This window comes from Ketobacter sp. GenoA1 (assembly GCF_003671475.1).
In the GTDB taxonomy this organism is placed as follows: Bacteria; Pseudomonadota; Gammaproteobacteria; order Pseudomonadales; family Ketobacteraceae; genus Ketobacter.
The window spans coordinates 386,034-403,500 of the sequence record NZ_RCHM01000020.1; the positions used below are offsets into that span (position 1 = coordinate 386,034).

Here is a 17,467-nt window from a genome sequence, read left to right on the forward strand (position 1 = left end):
TTCAGCTTGCGTCCCGATGCAGTGTCTCGTACTCAAAATCACCACGCAGCTGTTCTGCAATTTTAATGACGTCCTCGTCACCCATTCTGCGCAGCACTTCCATCTGCTCGTCAAACGCATCCCAATCCTGGGATTTGGCGTACACCTGCATTAACCGCAGACGCAGATCCTTACGGCCCGGCCGCTTGGCAATCTCAGCATGAATAACAGCCAGGGCTTTCTGATACTGCTTGTACAGAATGTAAAGGTCGATCATCTGATCAACATCGTCTTTACTGGCTTCTTCCTCTTCTTTTTCTTTGCGCACCTGCATCAAAGCGGCTTCCTGATGGGCAGCCTTTTCCTTGATCTGATGAATGGCCTTTTGTACCTGGTCCGGTGCATCCGCTTTGCTGCGGTCACGTTTGGTACCAAACACCAACTCATACAGGTCTTCATCACGGATTGCTTCCGTGCGTTTGATTTCATCAACCTTACGCGCTCTTAGCCCCATCATCGCCAGCAGCAGGCCAAGCGGCAGCATGGCCAGCAGGTACCAGAATCCAGCACCGGATTTCTCGATAAGGGTGTTCGGGTCATTGCTGCCTGCACCAATCAGATCCTGAGCCACAGCACCCCGTGACGGGGTTTCCGGCAACGGCGCCGACTGCGCAGGTGGCTTGGTTTGTTGCAATGCAGAGGTTTGCGACGCAACCTGCTGCAGGGTCGGTGGTGGTGGCTCCGGCGCCAGTGTCTCAGCTTGCGCTTCTGCCTTGATTTCCTCGCTCAACTCCTGCGCCAGGGCAATGGTCGCGTTCATCGCAACACGCTGTTCCTGCATTCTTAGCATTTCCGCCTGCACCTTCTGCTGAAACGCCACCAGCTCTGCCCGCTCGGCCTGCAATTGCGCTAACTGCGCTTTCAGTTGATCCACTTCACTGATCTGTTGTTCAGTACCGGCAGCGCTCACGGGCACCACCACAGTGGCGGAGGGTTTGGTGTCTGCTGCGAAGGTAACCTCAGATTGGCGCTGCTGGTAACCAGTACTGGCCAATTGATCCAGTCGCGGTGATGCAGGCGCTTGCACCAGCCCCTGGGCCGGCACGGATAAGGTGGCACCTAATTTGAGCAGGCTTCTGTCGCCACGGACAAAAGCCTGCGGATTGTGTTGGTACAACACATCCATTGTTTGCTGAATGGAGAGGCCGGTGGCAGCGCGGAATTTCCCTGCCACTTTCCACAGGGAATCCCCGGCCTGAACCACATAACTGCCGTCCAGGGCGATGTCCGGTACAACAGACTTGGATGTATCGGGCTTGGCTACAACGGGCTTGGGTTCAACCGGCGCCGGCCTGATCACCGCCTGCGCCACAACGGGGCTGAACTGCGCCTGCGGATTGCGCCAGCGCGAGGCGTAACCCGGGGGGTCCAATAACAGGTTGTAGCGACGATAGGTGGTACCTGAAGGCCAACTGAGCTCCACCACAATGTCCAGAAAAGGCTCCACGATACGTTTGGAGGTGCGCACCAGCACGGCCTTATGACCCTGGGCAGTGGTCACCACATCAAACTGGATGCTGCCGTGGCTGTCTTCATAGCGGGCATCAAAACGTTGATACACCTCCATCTGCGCCAGGTTGACACGAATATCCGCCACCCCCAAATCCCCAGGGGACAACAACTGAATCTGTGCTTCCAAAGGTGAACCCAAATAAGACTGGACGTCGATATTCCCCAAGCCCATTCCATTTGCGATACCAGCGTGCAGGGCAGCGCTGGCCAATAACATCGACCGATACTTCATGGCTAATCTCGAATGCTCTCTGAAATTCCCTGCTTAAACTGTAGACCATTTCACAGAAATTTTGATTAACCCGTATACACAAGACATACGAAATATCGCAAAGACTTTCATTTGGCGCCAAATGACCGAATCTGGGTAATTAATTTCCCGTGCTATATTTCGCTAAGGCATAACGGGGAGGTGTGACGTGGAAACCTGGTGCGAAGGGGTCTATTTTGAACCCGGACCAAACAAACCTAATTTGGCTGGAATCATTCTCAGTTGTGGTATTCACGGTGATGAAACCGGCCCCATCCATCTGTTGCAACGCCTGCACAACGAATTACAGTTGGCGGCGCTAGCCCCTTCGCGACCGCTGTTGCTGATTTTCGGCAACCCTGACGCCATCCGGCACCAACAGCGTTATGTGGACAGTAATCTGAACCGCCTGTTCACCCGCACCCCATCCCCCCAGTCGCTGGCCGGGGAAAGCCGTGAGGCAGCACGGGCCCGCCAACTGATGCAGGTCTGTCAGCGTTTTCAGCAGCAGGTACCGCAGGTGGATTTGCATCTGGATCTGCACAGCACCATCAAGCGTTCCTGTATTGAGCGTTTTGCCCTGACCCCGGTACACAGCGGCCACTACAGTGACCGCTGGCTTGGGCAGCTGTGGCAGGCAGGCTTCGGCGGCTTGGTGCACCAAACCCGGCGCGCCAATACTTTCTCCCAGTTTTCGTTGGATGTGCTGGGGGCGGATAGCTTTACCTTGGAGTGCGGCAGCCTGCAGCAGTCTGACGAACCCCACGACCAGCGCTTGTGGCACTGGCTGGTTAACCTGGTGGGTTCCGAAGTGGCCTGGCACACACAGGAGCCCGGCGGCCGTCAGCAACCAGCGCTGCGGCAATTTACCGTGGCCGAGGAAATTATCCGGGCTTCCGATCAGTTCCGTTTTTTAGTGGATGAAGGCTTACCGAACTTTAGCCAGCACCCCCCGGGTACGGCGATTTATCAGGAGGCCCGGGGCACCTTTACCATTGACGAGGAACGCTTCAGCCTGTTCCTGAACAGTCGGGTTGAAACCGGTCAGCGTGCGGGATTACTGCTAAAACACCTACAATGACGCATCCAACAGCGCCAGGGGCAAATCCAGTAACCGATAGAGGTTACGTGTGGTTTCCATCACCTGGCGGGTAAACTGCCAATCGGCCAATTGCTCCAGTGTCAGGCGCTCGGGATACTCCTTCTGCACCAACGCCACCAACTGCTCGTGCAGTTCATCATCCAGGATCAGCCTGCCTTTTAACGCCCGTAACGCTGCCTTGTCCAGATTCACCCGCAGTCGCAGGCAAGCAGGGCCGCCGCCGTTACGCATGCTTTGCTGCAAATCCACATAAGCAATCTCCTGCAGCGCCAGTTGTTGACGTAATTCCGTTTCCACATACCGCTTCACCGCTGCATCCTGTTCACACTCCACCGGCAGCAGTAACACCCGATGGGCGGCGCCCCCCAGAATCTGGCTGTTGAACAAATAGCTGGATACCGCCTGCTGCAGGCTGACGTCCGCCTCAGGCACCTGCACGATGGTGACCTGATCACCACTGCGCGAGCGCACCTCATCCAACACCTGCGGCTGATTCAAAAACGCCTGCTGGTGGCAGAGCAACAGTCCATCATCGGACAGGGCAATCACATCGTTGTGAAATACTCCGGCGTCAATGGCCTCGGGATTCTGTTTCACCAGCATGACCTGCTGCTCGGCAAGCCCCCCTAAACGGGCGATGGCGGCGCTGGCTTCGCGGGTTTGCCGGGATGGATAGCGGCTGGGTGTCCGTCCGCCATTGGCATCATTACCGTAGACAAACACATGCAATGCCGCCTGCCGGGGCAACGCAATACGCATGTGGTTGGCGGCCCCTTCATCGGCGTAGGCCGCCACTGCCGGCAAGGGTGCAGTCACCTGAAAGTAATTTCGGTCAGCGAACACATAGCGCAACAGGGATGTGGTGGCAGCCGCCTCAATGCTGCGGTGAAAATGACTGAGCAGGTTGGCGGGCACCAATACCGTACGTTGCGATTCGTTATCACAAGCCGGTATCACCGTGGCGGCATTGGCCACCCACATGGCCGAAGCGGAACTGCACATGCTCAACAGATGGGGTGACTGCTGCCACACCTGGGTCAGGATGGCCTGCAGGGAACCCTGAAATCCCAACTGGCGCAGCACCGAAAAATTCGGCCGCAATTGCGGCGGCAACACGCCCTGGATAAAGCCACGATCCATCAACCAGCGCATTTTTTCCAACCCCTGCAACGCCGCCTGACGGGGATTGGATACTGCACCCTGGTGGCCTATGGAGGCCAGATTGCCAAATGCCAATCCTGCATAGTGATGAGTGGGGCCAACCAAGCCATCAAAATTCACCTCACAGGACATGTTGTATCCCCGGGGGCAGCGTCGCCGGCAACGCCACTTGATCCGCCCTGAGCGTTGCCACCGGATAGGCGCAGTAGTCCGCCGCATAATAGGCACTGGGTTGATGGTTGCCACTGGCGCCAATGCCGCCAAAAGGCGCCTCGCTGCTGGCACCGGTTAACGGTTTATTGGCATTGACAATACCGGCACGGCTGCGTTGGTAGAATGCATCAAAGTGGCTTGCCTGATCGGTAATGATACCCGCCGCCAGGCCAAAACGGGTGGCATTGGCCAGGCTGATGGCCTCATCCAGATCAGCGTAACGGTAGACCTGCAGCACGGGGCCGAACAGCTCCTCATCCACTGCCTGTTGTGCGTCGCTCATTGCCATCAACGCCGGGGTCATCAAGGTACCGCTCTCATTCAGAAACCTGGGTGGTAACAAGTACTGTCCACCGACGTTCTGCAACAACTGCAACCCATTCTGCAAATGCTTGACCGCATCCGGGTTGATCACCGCCGCCATAAACGGTTGCGGGTCCGCCAGGCCCGGTGCCACCTGTAGCTGCTGGCAGGCGGTGACCAGTTTTTCCTGAAAGTGATCCCCCCACTCACCGGCGGGCAACAACAGGCGCCGGGCGCAGGTGCAGCGTTGTCCGCTGCTGACAAAGGCAGAAAACAGGGTGGTGAAAAGCGCAGCGCGGACATCCTTCACCGGCTCCACCACCAGCGGGTTATTGCCTCCCATTTCCAGCGCCAATACTTTCTGGGGTTGACCGCCAAACTGCTGATGCAGATAGCGTCCGGTCTGGGCGCTGCCGGTAAACAGTATGCCGTCCAGCTGCGGGTGCGCCACCAGCACGGCACCGGTAACCTTGTCGCCGCATACCATATTCAACACCCCCGGTGGTAACCCTGCCTGCTGCCATAATTGCAGCATGGCACAGGCCACTGCCGGCACCAGCTCACTGGGCTTGAACACCACTGTATTGCCCGCCAGCAACGCCGGTATGATGTGGCCGTTGGGTAAGTGGCCGGGAAAATTAAAGGGCCCGAACACCGCCAGCACACCATGGGGTTTGTGACGCAGCAGTAGCTCACCCTGTGCCGTGACCTTGCTGCGGCTGCCACTGCGCTCTTCGTAGGCCTGCAACGAAATGGCCGCTTTACCCGACATGGCAGCCACTTCAGTACGTGCATCCCACAGGGCTTTGCCGGACTCACGGCTGATCAGATTGGCCAGTGACTCGGCGTTTTCCTGTAAGGCCGCAACAAAACGATTCACATACTGCAGGCGCTGCTGCAGCGTCAGCCCGGACCAACTGAAAAACGCGGCACGGGCCGAGGCCACCGCCGCATCCACCTGGGTGCTGTCTGCCGCCCTGCCTTCCCAGAGCGGATGGTTGTCAACCGGATCCCGCGACTGCCACTGTGCCCCGTTGCCATCACTCCATTGCTGATCGATCAATATGGATTTATTCATCTTGACTGGCTTCCCTGTTCAGTACGATGCAACGCACCTTGTCCTGCGCATCCAACTGCAACAAATGCCACAATTGCGCTGTATCCGCCGGGAACCGATCATCGCCCAGAGGCATCAACAAGGTGCACCGGAATTCGGCGCGGTGAGGATTGGCCACCAGCAACGGATAGCCGTGTAATGCTTCTACCTGCAGTTGACTGGCCAGATAACTGTCCCGTATTGCCCGCACCCGATTCGCGTAACATTCCAGAGTCGGGCCGGCATCAAAAATATCCACGCAGCCTTCGTAACGAAAACCTTCGTGCTCCAGTAATCTTTTGGCCGGTTCGGTCTGGCGGTGTACCTTGCCGATCACCTGCCGTGCCGAGGCCGGTAAAAAGCGTGTATAGAAAGGATAGCGCGGCATAAGCTCAGCGATAAATTGCTTCTGATTTAACGCGGTTAAGTAATCCGCCTGGGTAAATTCAATGTCGAAAAAATGCCGGCCCAACCCCTCCCAAAAAGGTGAGTTGCCGTTATCGTCCAGGTAACCCCGCAGTTCCGCGATCAGCTTGTCGGCAAACAGCTGGCGAAACTGCGCAATAAACAGAAAGCGACTTTTCGAAAGCAAGGCGCCGGCCTGGCTGCGGCGAAAGTCGGGATGCAGATACAACGAGCACAGTTCACTGCAACCGCTGTGATCGCTGGTGAGAAACAGGGTTGGAAACTGATGGTAGACGCCGAGCGTCTTGGAGGCATGAACGATGGTGCTGACGCGGTAGGTATAGCAGGCCTGATCCAGGCCAATGGCGCTTTCGATTCCCGCAACGCCCACCAAGCGCCGGCTTTGGGTCTCTTCCAGGACAAACCAGAACAGGCCGTCACCATGATCGGTGAGGTGCTGGTGCGTATCGACCGCGCGGGCCAGTTTTGCCGCGATGGTGGCTTCGTCCGCCGGAAGATTGGTAAGGCCACCGCCGCTGGACTGCGCCAGTTCGACAATGGCCTTGAGATCCTGACGTTGCGCCAGCCTGATTAGCAGCATGACGGCCTCCCACTGGTTTTGGCTCGTTGTGCAGCACGTTATGTTGTAACTATAGGCTAATCAGGGCGATGCAGGCCAGTGACGGATTCATTACACCACACCGCCGGCGGTTACAGGCGAATGGAACCATCCTGAATTTTCTGGAAGCGTGCGTGATCCAGGGGCACATACTCCTGCGCATCGTTATCCAGCATGAACACCGGATCCGCGCACTGTTCCGGATCGAATCCTTCTTTTTTCAACTCCACCTTACGGTTTTTAAAGGTACCGGTGATCTCATGCTCATCCCGCACCCGCACAAATAAGGGTATGGCGTAGCCGGGCAGTGAAGATTGCAGAGTGTGGGCCAGGCCCTTGCCATCAAATTCTTCCAGGGAACCGTGCAGGGTAATCGCGGCCATGCCGGCGCGGCCATCGGCATTGGGCACCTGCACCCCGTACACTACGGCCTGCTCAATCTGATCTACATGTTTGAACGCCGCTTCCACTTCGGTGGTGGCCACGTTTTCACCCTTCCAACGGAAGGTGTCCCCCAGTCGATCCACAAACTGGATGTGCTTGAAGCCCTGATCGCGCACCAGATCCCCGGTGTTGAACCAGCAATCATCGTCTTTGAATACGTTGCGCAGCAGTTTTTTCTCACTGGCGCTGGCGTCGGTATAACCGTCAAAGGGAGCCAGGCGATTGACCTTGGTGATCAGCAAGCCCACACCGCCGGTGTCCACCCGCCGCATGCGGCCATCACTGCCCCGCACCGGCTCCTCGGTTTCCGGATCACACTTCACCACCGCGAACGGCAATGGGCAGAACCCGGCGGTGCAGTCCACATCGAAACTGTTCACAAACGCCAGGTTGCATTCACTGGCTCCGTAGAATTCACACACGCGCTCAATGCCGAAACGCTCCTTGAACTCCATCCAGATCTCGGGCCGCAGTCCGTTACCGATCACAGTGCGTACATTATGCTGGCGATCCTGTGGGGACGGCTCGCGGTTCAACAGATAACGGCACAGCTCTCCGATGTAACAGAACACAGTAGCGTCATGTTGACGCACTTCGTCCCAGAAACGGGAGACACTGAATTTTTTGGTCAGCGCCACACAGGCACCACTGGCCAGCGCCGAACCCCAGCTCACCGTTAAGGCGTTGTTGTGGTACAACGGCAACGGCACGTAAATGGTGTCTTCGTGATTCATGCGGGCAGTCAGCAGGCCCATGCCCGCACCGCCTTTCAACCAGCGCCCGTGAGACATCACCGACGCCTTGGGCATGCCGGTGGTGCCGGAGGTAAAGATATAAAAACAGGGTTGTTGGCTGAGAATGGTTTTGGTGCTCTCCGGATTCACACTGGGCATCAGGCGGGTCTGGGTTTCCAGATCCTCATACCCCAACGGACACAACGCCGGGTCATCACCCAGCCACAAATGACGCACGTTCTGGTTTTTCAGTGGGCTGTATTCGGTGTCTTCCACCGCGGCGACGCTCTCGTCGCCCACCACCATCACTTTGGGTTTAATCAGGCCCAGGCTGTGACTCAACACTTCATCGCGCTGGTTATAATTAACCATACCGGCAATGGCACCCAGTTTGGCGGCCGCTGCCGTGCAAGCCAGCATCTGCGGCCGGTTTTCCGACATGATGGCCACAACATCGCCATTGGCCACACCCAGCTTCTGATACAGGGCGGCAATGCGGTTAACCCAGCCATTGAAGCCGGCATAACTCCAGACTTTATCTTCAAACTTCAGTGCCGCCCCGGCCGGATGGCGTCGTGCCTGCTTTTCCAGCAACAGACCAATGGACATTTTCTTGTCGGGACCGGCACTGATCATGCTGCGAACACCGCTGACAAAAGCAGGGGCTTCGGGAATGGCACGCAGGATGCCGGAGGTGATCTCGGATAGGCTGACTTGTTTATTGGCGTTCATGAGCACACTGTATTTGTTATGGTAAAACGCCGCACATCATCGCAAACTTGCCCGCCATAAGCCAGACTAACCAGTCTCACAACGGCGCCGCTGGAGCCAATGCCGTGCCTGTACCGGCCCCAGCCCCTAGCGCAGAGGGATCTTCGGGCTCCAGCGCAACCATTCCTCATTGGCTTCGGTGTACAGCTTAAAGCGCTCCCCCTGCTTGGCCGGGGCCAGGGTTTGACCCTCATCCGGGGTGGCAAACGAGATGCCGCCCGCCAGGATGGACTCCAGTGATTCGGTTTTGATGCTGGCACCGCTGAATAATCCCACATCGATGTTGACACCACTGGCGTTCCAAAAACGGGTGCCGGCCCGCACCAGAGCGTGGTACGGCGGCTTGATATTGGCGTACACCAACACCTCATCAGCGGTGGCACTCAATTCGTAGCCGGTTACCTGCCCCACCACTATATCCCGGTAGTAAACCCGCAAGCCTTCCCGCACGGAATTCAGGCGGCGCGCCGTGAGTACAATGTTCAGTCCATCCTCCGGTTGCATCACCGACACGGGATCGGTTGCCGCCACAAACTCATAACGGGCGGCACCTTCACCCGGCTGTACTTCGATGTACTGACCTTTCAACAACGTATCCAGGTTGGAGGCCCCGGTGATGCCCAGCTTGGGCTGTACCAGCCAGAAGCGGCTGCCTTCCACGGCAAAACGTTCCGGGTACTGCCGCAACAGGGCGTGGGCGGTCACCCCACTGAGATCCGGATTGAGATCGATGCGTTTTATCTCACCAATGGTGAAACCCTGAAACTTGATCAGGGTGCCCGCTTCCACGCCCTGGCTGTTGGGGAGCCGAAGGCGAATTGCCACGCCGTTTTCCTGGGCCAGCTCATAATCGTCGTACAGATTAAACACGTGACCGTTGGCTACGCTCGGGCCACTGCCCTGCTCCGGATTAAAAAAGGCGATCCCGCCCTGCAGGATACTGGTGAGGGATTCTGCCCGCACTTTCAGTTTGGTAATGGAGCCCGACACCGAAATGCCACTGGCTTTCCAGAAGCGGGAATGTTCATTGACCAGCGCGGCGTACTGCGGTTCGATGGTGATGTCGGCAATCACGCTGCGACGGGAGCGTGACAGCGATACCGCCTGCACCTGGCCCACCGCCACCTGACGATAGAGGATGGGCGTGCCGCGACTGACTGAACTCATGGCGGCGCTTTCCAGCTTGAGGTGCAACCCCGGGCGCGAGTAATCCACCTTGGGCGCCTCCGGCAACGCCACGAATTCCCGCTGTGCCTGCTGTTGCCCGCCTTGCATAACTTCCATTTCAATATGATTGCCTTGCAACAACGTATCCAGGCCACTGACACCCTGCAGGGAGACTTCCGGCTTCACCAGCCAGAAGCGGGTGGCGGAGGTAAGATAGGGTGCTGCTTCGGGGTGAAAGCTGACCTCCGCGGTAACGGCTTGCTGCTCATTGTCATAACTCACCGTTTGCACCAGCCCCACTGCAAAACCATTGAACATAACCCGGGTTTTCTCCGGCTCCAGGGTAACCGGAGGGCGAAAGGTGATGCGCGCCATCACACCACGCTGGGCGGCATCGAAATCCTCATACAGGGTATACACGTCTTTGTTCCTGGCCACCGGGTTGTCTTCGGTTACGGCAGGCGCATCAAAAGTGATCCCGCCCTGCACCACCGACAGCAGGGATTCCGCCTGCACGTTCACCCCACTTAAATCGGCGCTGGCCTTGATCCCACTGACATTCCAGAACCGACTCTGCTGACTCACCAGGCCGGCGTATTCGGGCTCGATGTGAACGCGTATACTGACCAGATCCTGCTTGGGCTTCAGTTCATATTGGGTCACGCTGCCCACCACAATTTTTTTGAACAATACCGGCGCGTCCACATGCAATGAGCCCAGATCGCGGGCTTGCAGTTCCAGATGCAAGCCCGGCACCTGGGTATCCAGCGGCGGGGGATCGGTGAGCGCTTTAAAGTAAGTGGATTTTTTCCCGGTCAGCCCAACTTTGACGCCGATATAATTACCGGTCACGATGGTTTCCAGGCCGGTCACTCCACTGAGGCTGATTTCCGGTTTCACCAGCCAGAACTGGGTACTCTCCCGCAGCAGCGGTTCCGCACGCCGATCTATTTCAACGGTGGCAATAACCCCCTCCAGATCCGTGGTATCCAAGCGAATATCGGTGACGATACCGGCAGTGATGCCTTCGTAGATCACTTTGGTTTTACCCACTTCCATACCGGTCCCGCTGGGGAAATCGATGGTAATTTCAATGGGTGACTCAACCAGGGATTTCACCAGCAACCAACCGCCAATGACCACGGCGATCATGGGAAGCAGCCAGATAATGGAAAAGGATTTGGATTCCCTTACCAGCGCTTCCTGATATTCCTGATCAGTCATTCGGTTCTTCCTGCAGATCCCAGAGTAAACGAGGGTCGAAGCTCATGGCGGCAAACATGGTCAGCACCACCACTGAGGCGAACGCGGTGGCACCGGGCCCGGCACTGATCTGAGCCACTGTTCCCAGATCCACCAGCGTTACCAGAATAGATATCATAAACAGATCCAGCATGGACCAGGCTCCAATCACCTCGATGATTCGATACAGCACCGTACACTCTGTTTTGCTGAGCGACCATTTGAAGTGTACCGTAAACAATAACAACATGATGCCCAGCAGCTTCAGCATGGGCACCGCCACACTGGCAATAAATACCACTATCGCAATGGGAATCATACCTTCTTCCGCCAGCTTGATAACACCGGACACAATGGTATCCGGCTCACCTTCGCCAAAATACACCACGGTCATAATGGGATACAGATTGGCGGGCAACAGCAACACCCAGGCCGCCACCACGAAGGCCCAGGTATGGGAGATACTGTGGCGAATCCGTCCATGGAGGGCACTGCCACAGCGGGGACAGGCGCCCGCGCCGGTGCGCGGTTGCCGTACCAACAGCTGACAGTCCAGACACAACACCAATCCCTCAGAGCGGGCGGTTTTCATGCAGTCCTCCACGAGTTTGCCCGACCTTTTCCCAAATGGGATGGGTGTCAAACATCACTGCGTTCAAGGTGGTGGACAGCATCATGCCGGAAAAGCAAATCATTCCCACCCCCATATGCACCTGCCCCGAATCAATCATCTTGATGTAGGCCACCAGAATGCTGAGCATATAGACTTCCAGCATTGCCCACTTGCCAATTCGACTCTGCGACTTCAGTAACAGAACCAACAGACCACCGTAACGTCCGGCCCGCACCAACAGGCAGATCAGCAGTACCAGTGCATTTTGCAGCATGGGGGCCACAATACTGCAGAACATCACCAGCAGGGCCATCCACCAGAAACCCGCCTGAAACAGATGCAGCACCCCTTTGACCATGGTGTCCACCGTATCCAGCCCCAGCATGTTGAAGGTCATAATGGGCATAAAAAACGCAGGCACCATCAAGGTGAGGGAGGTCAGACTGAGCGCCAGCCCGCGGTCGATGGGATCGCGGGCCGGCTTGCGCAGTGTGCAGCGGCAGCGCGGGCAGACCAGTTTTTTGCCCGGCGGCACCGCCACCGTGGCCAGCAGGGCATCGCATTCGTGACAGGCAATGTGAGGCTGGCCATAGAGCATGACTAGAGCTTCACGCGCCCCGGCCTTGCAGCATGGGGATCAGACGGGCGTCACGGAGGGCGGCGGTGCGATGTTTGGCAAAAGCCTGGTATTCCGGGTTCATCACCATGCCGACAAAGGCTTCAATGGACGGGTAGCGCACCAACAGCACCTCGTCCCACTGCTCATGGGGCGGTGCCACCAGGGGCACCTGGGCCGCCCCCATGAACACCACTTCACCACCACAGGCAGCAACATGCTTGATGGCCTGCGCACTGTAGCGGGCATAGGCTTGCCGCCCGCTGCAGGGTTCGCTGTCATCGTCGTACACGGCCTGTTCGCGAAACGCCAGCAGATTCAACATCACCACCGGTTGGTCTTTGGGCAGCGCCTTTAATGCCCTGGAAAATGCCCCCTGATCGGGATCAACAGTATTCATATGCCTTGTTTACTCACTGTCATTATTTGATTTTAACGGCCATGCCCTGTGCTTTAATGTGACCGAAGCTCACCACATCAAACTGCTCTTCGTAGGTCACCTTAATCACCGCTGTGGCCCCTATCTCACGGGCCTTTTGCATCAGCCCCAGGCGAGCATGACGTTGTGTCGGCTTGGCATTCAACAGGGTGGGAGGACGAATCACCACTTCCAAAGGGCCAATCTCCTCATAAGGCACATCAAGATCGTCGGCGGTGACGGTTACCGGGTAATCTGTGGCGGCCATTGCTTTACTGGAAGGTGGAATATTGGACGTCATGCGGTAGCCGGTACAACCGCTCAGCAAGACCAGAAATGACACTAGACAGATTGCTCTCTTCATAACAAACAGTCCGTTTTTCAATGAGTTAGTTATTTTTTTCGGGCTGTAGACACACACCACTGATAACTTACCACAAATGCCGGCCGAAGACCCAACCGACGCGGCAGGCCTGTGCGGCGTGCTGGATTATTCACGACCCAGAATCCGTAAAATACGCAGGAACAGGTTAATAATATCCATATACAGGGCGGCGGCACTGTCCACGGCATTGTCCATGGTTTTGGGAATCTGGTTGGCCCGGCCCCAGTCATAGCCGATGTAACCACAGAAGATGGCCACCACAATCCAATCCAGAATGCCGTGATGAATACCGAAGACAAAGATCTCCACCAGCTCGACGACAATAACCACCAGCAGGGCAATGGTCAGCACGCCGGCAATCTTTTGGAAAAAGGCGGGAAACATGGACCCCAGACACATCATGATCACTGTCACCAGGCCCGTCACCCGGATGGCTTCAGCCACGATGTCCGGGTCATAACGACTCACCGCCAGATTGACGACAAACCCGAACGGCACCACCACGAAGTTATAGCCGATGAAACTCACCGTGGGATTGCTGGATTTACTGTACAGGTACACCCCAAAAAAACAGGACGCCAGAAAACCCAGAATCAAAATCCAGGGACTCACCCCGGCAACGGATTGCGGCGGAATGGTTTCCACCATGTACCAGTTCAAGCCAAAGCCCCATAACAGGGTCAAGCCGATGATCAGGTTGTAGGCGGTCGCGCTGATGATCGGGTCTGTCGTTCGGGTACGACTGAAGACATTATCCATGTTGATTCCTTACCGCTACTGAAAGGTCTTGCTTGATTGATGTTACGCCAATCTTAGCCGAGGCAGGCGGCTTAAGCGACCACCGCGGCGCCCGTAGCGCCGCCACCTGCGGGCTGCCGCTCCTTCACCAACACGGTGAGGGTCAGAGCCGCCACCTTTGGGGTGCCCACACCCTGCCCCACCGGATAGGGGAGCCTGTCACCGGAAGGCCGATAGCCACGGCGCCGATAAAAATCGATCAAGGCGGTATTCTGGCTGACCACACAAACCTGAAAACGGTGGTGCCAATCCCGGGCGTACGCTTCCGCGTACTGCAGCAGCGCCTTACCACAGCCCTGCCCCTGTAATTCCGGGGCGACCGCATAGGTGCCGAACTCTACGGCATCCGCCAACCGCTTCACGGCGATGCAGCATCGGGGCCGATCCCCGGCAAAGCCAACGATCAGGTCACTGTCATTCTGCTGGATCAATTGCACCAGCGCCCGGGCGGTAATACGCTCGCCGTCCACCAGGTGCTGCTCGGTGGTCCAGCGACCGGCACCATCATCCTTACCACGATAGGCGGCATTAATGAGCCCCCGTATGTCCTCCAGCGCGGCCGGATCCCTGTGTACCCGATACTCCAATTCTTGGCTTGCCGAGCCCGACATTACAGTCGTTTCTGCCATTTGATAGCCCACCCCTTCAACGGCTGGTAAATCTCCAGCAACTCCTCTCCCAACGGGGACAGGCCATAGCCCTGGCTGTCCTGGTTTTCCACCAACAACGAATGCTTGAGCAGCTTCAGTCGGCTGTTTAATGTGGTGGGGGAAATATCACCGCAGGCCGCCTGCAGCTCCCGAAAGGTAAGAGGCCCCGAACGCAGCTCCCAGATTATTCTCATTACCCATTTTTTGCCAAGCAATTCAATAATTTCTGCAATAGCCGGACGCTTTTGATTCATTTTTTGTACCTGCAACGCTTGCGCTACATTATTTGTAGCGCTATCTTAGCTACAAATAATGTAGCGCAGGAGCATAACAATGTCGAATCCACGAGTACCTCCACGGCAGGCACCCTATTCCCCCCAGGTGGAAAAGTCTTTCCAGGTGATTATGCCGCCGGGGATACCACCGCTGAATATTTTTCGCACGCTCGCCCACAACGAGCGGGTGCTGGCGCGGGTAGTGCAGGGTGGATTGCTGGATCGGGGCTCCATCAGCGTGGCGCAACGGGAGCTGGTGATTCTGAGAGCATGCGCCCTGTGCGGGGCTGAGTATGAATGGGGTGTGCACGTCACCGCATACCATCATCAAGCCGGATTCAATGCTGCGCAGATCGCCGATACCTGTGCATCGGCCATCACCAACAGCCTGTGGAACGAGGAACAGCGCTCGCTGTTACGCATGGTGGACGAACTGCATGCCGATGCCACCATCAGCGGCCCAACCTGGCAACAATTACGTACTCTGTTTTCTGATGAACAGCTCATCGAACTGGTGATGTTGGCCGGGCAGTATCATGCCATCAGTTTTTTGGTCAACAGCTTACAGGTGGAAAACGAGGCGTTCGCCGCCAGGTTCCCAGCATCCACTCCGTAGCGAGTGGTGGCAACATCCCATACCGTGATGCCCTGGCCCCAACGTGACCAGGCTACCAGCCCGTCAGATAGCGGCTGCGGTCTTTCAAGGACGCTTTTATCAGGTACGCGGTCAACACGCTTACCCACAACACCAGGCAGAAGGTCACGCCAAAGCCGATCAATCCCGGCAACAAGTCCAGCAATGCCCTCAAACCTGAGGCAGAAAGCGCAAACAATACCCAGGGGTGGATGAAGAAAACTGCAAAGCTGGTAGAGGCCAGCATTTTCAAAACGGGAAGATGGCGGTGCTCATAGTGCTGTAACCACGACAGCAGAAAAAAACACATCACGACTTTCTGGATAAGCAGAATATCCACCCCGCCATACACAAACATTTTTTCTTTATGAAAATTGCCATAGCCCTCATAGAAAAAGGCCTGAAACAGCGCCAGGCTGAGCACGGCAACACCCAGCAACCCGGTCTTGCCGCGCAGGGCCCGCGCCACCTGCTCATGATGAATGGAACTCAGTATGCCCAGCAGATATACCGGAATAAAGTAAAGCACTGAACGCAGTGGATACAGGTTCTCCTGTGGCCGGTGAATCAGCACCGCCACACACAACAGCAACAGACAAGCGGCAATACGCACGCTGGCAGCGAGCCGGATATACAACACGAAAAAAGGCGACAACAGAAACATGATCAGGATAAACGGGATATACCAATAGGGCGTGGCAAGCTTACCGGTCCAGAGATAGATCGCGATGGCACGCAGCCACTGCCCCCAGCCCTGGGGATCACCTATGGCCAGCTCATTGTTATAGGGCAACGGCTCCGCGGTGACGACGAAAAAGCACAAGCCAAGCAGAGACAGAATCAGATAGGGCTGAAATACAAATTTGTATTTTTTCTCAAGAAAGGCACCATACTGAAAATTTCGATAGAACACATGATGAAAGAAGAAGCCTGAAATAAACACAAACAAAGCAGTGCCACCCGTGATCAGGTTAGCCAGTGTTTTTTCCCAAACCGTATCAATGGTCCAGGCACCATAGGAATGCCCGGCAACGATCATGACGATCGCAACACTTCTGAAATAATCGTACGAATTCAGTCTCATACAAACCAAACACCGCAAGCCTGCCGAAAGGCAAAGACCAAAACTGCATGCCGCCAGCAGTCTGCTGCCACGGCAAAGTGGTATTGCAACGCCCGCGCTAGGGGGGGCAAAAAATACCGGGCTATCCTTCGGTGTTGGAGTACATAGAGACGCTTCGCGCTGATTCAAACAAGCGGATTCTACAACCAGTTTCAGTAGGCGAAAATAGGGTTTGAAAAATATATTTCAAACCCTCAAAACGCCCGCTTGAACTCACTGAATAACATCACGAAATGATTAAGGGGCAAAGGTCAGAAAACGATTTTACACACAACTTTCCAATCGCTTCCCGTCACCCCACCCACCCCGTTCATCGCCGAGGCGGTATCACTGAAAGTTTGCCCCCAGCTGTGAATGGTATTGTTGCGCAGGTAAAGATAATGCCCCAAACCGTCATACAGTGGCATGTTCAATTTCGTGGTCCCCATACCCAGAATCATCTCAGTGGCATTGCTGCTGAGATCCGCCACTTTGGCATTGGGGAAGTCGCAAACCCGCTTCAGATAATCCACCACCGCGGCCGGCGGCATCCCTATGCCAAATTTAGGATCACGCTGGTCCGCCCCATTGACGACCACGGCATTAATACGCTCGATGTAGGAAGCGATGGTCCAATTATTAAACCCGGCAAAGCTTTGGGTAAACTGCTCGATTGAATCCAGAATGTCCTGCCGCCCATCGGCCTGCAACATGCGCAGATAGGTTTTGATTTCAGCCAGGATTTTAGTGGGGCTTTCGCCACCCGCCTCCAGCGCCGCATGCTTACTCTGGGGGCTGTGGTTATGCAGGGCATACAGTGAACTGGTGAACCCACAAATGCCCCATGGCGCATTCATGAGTCCCATCTTGTTTATTGGCATTGCTTTGTCCTCAAGCACGTTCTTATGGTCGATGTCG

17 protein-coding genes are annotated in these 17,467 nt (G+C 56.2%); 2 read left to right on the forward strand and 15 right to left on the reverse strand.

Going from position 1 to position 17,467, the window contains the following annotated elements; all coding sequences use genetic code 11:
- Position 1: 1 nt before the first annotated feature.
- The gene (locus D9N13_RS07765; protein WP_290587914.1) at positions 2-1,783 is read right to left on the reverse strand and encodes a FimV family protein; all 1,782 of its coding nucleotides are present in this window, start codon (positions 1,781-1,783) and stop codon (positions 2-4) included.
- A 187-nt stretch (positions 1,784-1,970) separates the two neighbouring features.
- On the opposite strand from D9N13_RS07765, the gene D9N13_RS07770 reads away from it, so the two are divergent.
- Entirely contained in the window at positions 1,971-2,882 is a 912-nt protein-coding gene (locus D9N13_RS07770) for a succinylglutamate desuccinylase (protein WP_290587916.1), read from the forward strand.
- Here the strand turns inward: D9N13_RS07770 and D9N13_RS07775 are convergent.
- The 12 genes from D9N13_RS07775 to D9N13_RS07830 all read right to left on the reverse strand — a co-directional run bounded on the left by D9N13_RS07775 (position 2,874) and on the right by D9N13_RS07830 (position 14,792).
- Positions 2,874-4,196 carry an N-succinylarginine dihydrolase gene (locus tag D9N13_RS07775; protein WP_290587918.1) on the reverse strand — a complete coding sequence of 441 codons (1,323 nt, stop codon included), beginning with the start codon at positions 4,194-4,196 and terminating at the stop codon, positions 2,874-2,876. The genes D9N13_RS07770 and D9N13_RS07775 overlap by 9 nt on opposite strands.
- A complete protein-coding gene (astD, locus tag D9N13_RS07780) occupies positions 4,186-5,658 on the reverse strand; it encodes a succinylglutamate-semialdehyde dehydrogenase (RefSeq protein WP_290587920.1) in 1,473 nt (490 codons plus the stop codon). The genes D9N13_RS07775 and astD overlap by 11 nt, the downstream gene beginning before the upstream one ends.
- The gene (gene astA / locus D9N13_RS07785; protein ID WP_290587923.1) at positions 5,651-6,682 is read right to left on the reverse strand and encodes an arginine N-succinyltransferase; all 1,032 of its coding nucleotides are present in this window, start codon (positions 6,680-6,682) and stop codon (positions 5,651-5,653) included. Before astA ends, astD begins: the two co-directional genes overlap by 8 nt.
- Positions 6,683-6,792: 110 nt before the next feature.
- The gene (locus D9N13_RS07790) at positions 6,793-8,610 is read right to left on the reverse strand and encodes a long-chain-acyl-CoA synthetase (RefSeq protein ID WP_290587925.1); all 1,818 of its coding nucleotides are present in this window, start codon (positions 8,608-8,610) and stop codon (positions 6,793-6,795) included.
- Between the two features lie 126 nt (positions 8,611-8,736).
- Entirely contained in the window at positions 8,737-11,040 is a 2,304-nt protein-coding gene (locus D9N13_RS07795; RefSeq protein WP_290587927.1) for a PqiB family protein, read from the reverse strand.
- Positions 11,033-11,650, reverse strand: coding sequence for a paraquat-inducible protein A (locus D9N13_RS07800; protein ID WP_290587929.1), 618 nt, complete (start codon positions 11,648-11,650; stop codon positions 11,033-11,035). The genes D9N13_RS07795 and D9N13_RS07800 overlap by 8 nt, the downstream gene beginning before the upstream one ends.
- Positions 11,631-12,269, reverse strand: coding sequence for a paraquat-inducible protein A (locus D9N13_RS07805; protein ID WP_290587930.1), 639 nt, complete (start codon positions 12,267-12,269; stop codon positions 11,631-11,633). The genes D9N13_RS07800 and D9N13_RS07805 overlap by 20 nt, the downstream gene beginning before the upstream one ends.
- 10 nt (positions 12,270-12,279) lie before the next feature.
- A complete protein-coding gene (locus tag D9N13_RS07810) occupies positions 12,280-12,687 on the reverse strand; it encodes a DUF1330 domain-containing protein (protein ID WP_290587932.1) in 408 nt (135 codons plus the stop codon).
- A gap of 22 nt (positions 12,688-12,709) precedes the next feature.
- Positions 12,710-13,048, reverse strand: coding sequence for a hypothetical protein (locus D9N13_RS07815; protein ID WP_290587934.1), 339 nt, complete (start codon positions 13,046-13,048; stop codon positions 12,710-12,712).
- A gap of 147 nt (positions 13,049-13,195) precedes the next feature.
- A complete protein-coding gene (locus tag D9N13_RS07820) occupies positions 13,196-13,849 on the reverse strand; it encodes a Bax inhibitor-1 family protein (RefSeq protein WP_290587936.1) in 654 nt (217 codons plus the stop codon).
- Between the two features lie 71 nt (positions 13,850-13,920).
- A complete protein-coding gene (locus tag D9N13_RS07825) occupies positions 13,921-14,517 on the reverse strand; it encodes a GNAT family N-acetyltransferase (RefSeq protein ID WP_290587938.1) in 597 nt (198 codons plus the stop codon).
- On the reverse strand, positions 14,499-14,792 hold the full coding sequence (locus D9N13_RS07830) for a winged helix-turn-helix transcriptional regulator (protein ID WP_290587956.1): 294 nt from the start codon (positions 14,790-14,792) through the stop codon (positions 14,499-14,501). The genes D9N13_RS07825 and D9N13_RS07830 overlap by 19 nt, the downstream gene beginning before the upstream one ends.
- A gap of 79 nt (positions 14,793-14,871) precedes the next feature.
- On the opposite strand from D9N13_RS07830, the gene D9N13_RS07835 reads away from it, so the two are divergent.
- On the forward strand, positions 14,872-15,429 hold the full coding sequence (locus D9N13_RS07835) for a carboxymuconolactone decarboxylase family protein (RefSeq protein ID WP_290587958.1): 558 nt from the start codon (positions 14,872-14,874) through the stop codon (positions 15,427-15,429).
- A gap of 52 nt (positions 15,430-15,481) precedes the next feature.
- Here D9N13_RS07835 and D9N13_RS07840 read toward each other — a convergent pair whose 3' ends face one another.
- Complete coding sequence (locus D9N13_RS07840) at positions 15,482-16,531, reverse strand: acyltransferase family protein (protein ID WP_290587960.1); 1,050 nt, start codon at positions 16,529-16,531, stop codon at positions 15,482-15,484.
- A 290-nt stretch (positions 16,532-16,821) separates the two neighbouring features.
- Positions 16,822-17,430, reverse strand: a complete 609-nt coding sequence (locus tag D9N13_RS07845; RefSeq protein ID WP_290587962.1) for a hypothetical protein — start codon at positions 17,428-17,430, stop codon at positions 16,822-16,824.
- Between the last annotated feature and the right edge of the window lie 37 nt (positions 17,431-17,467).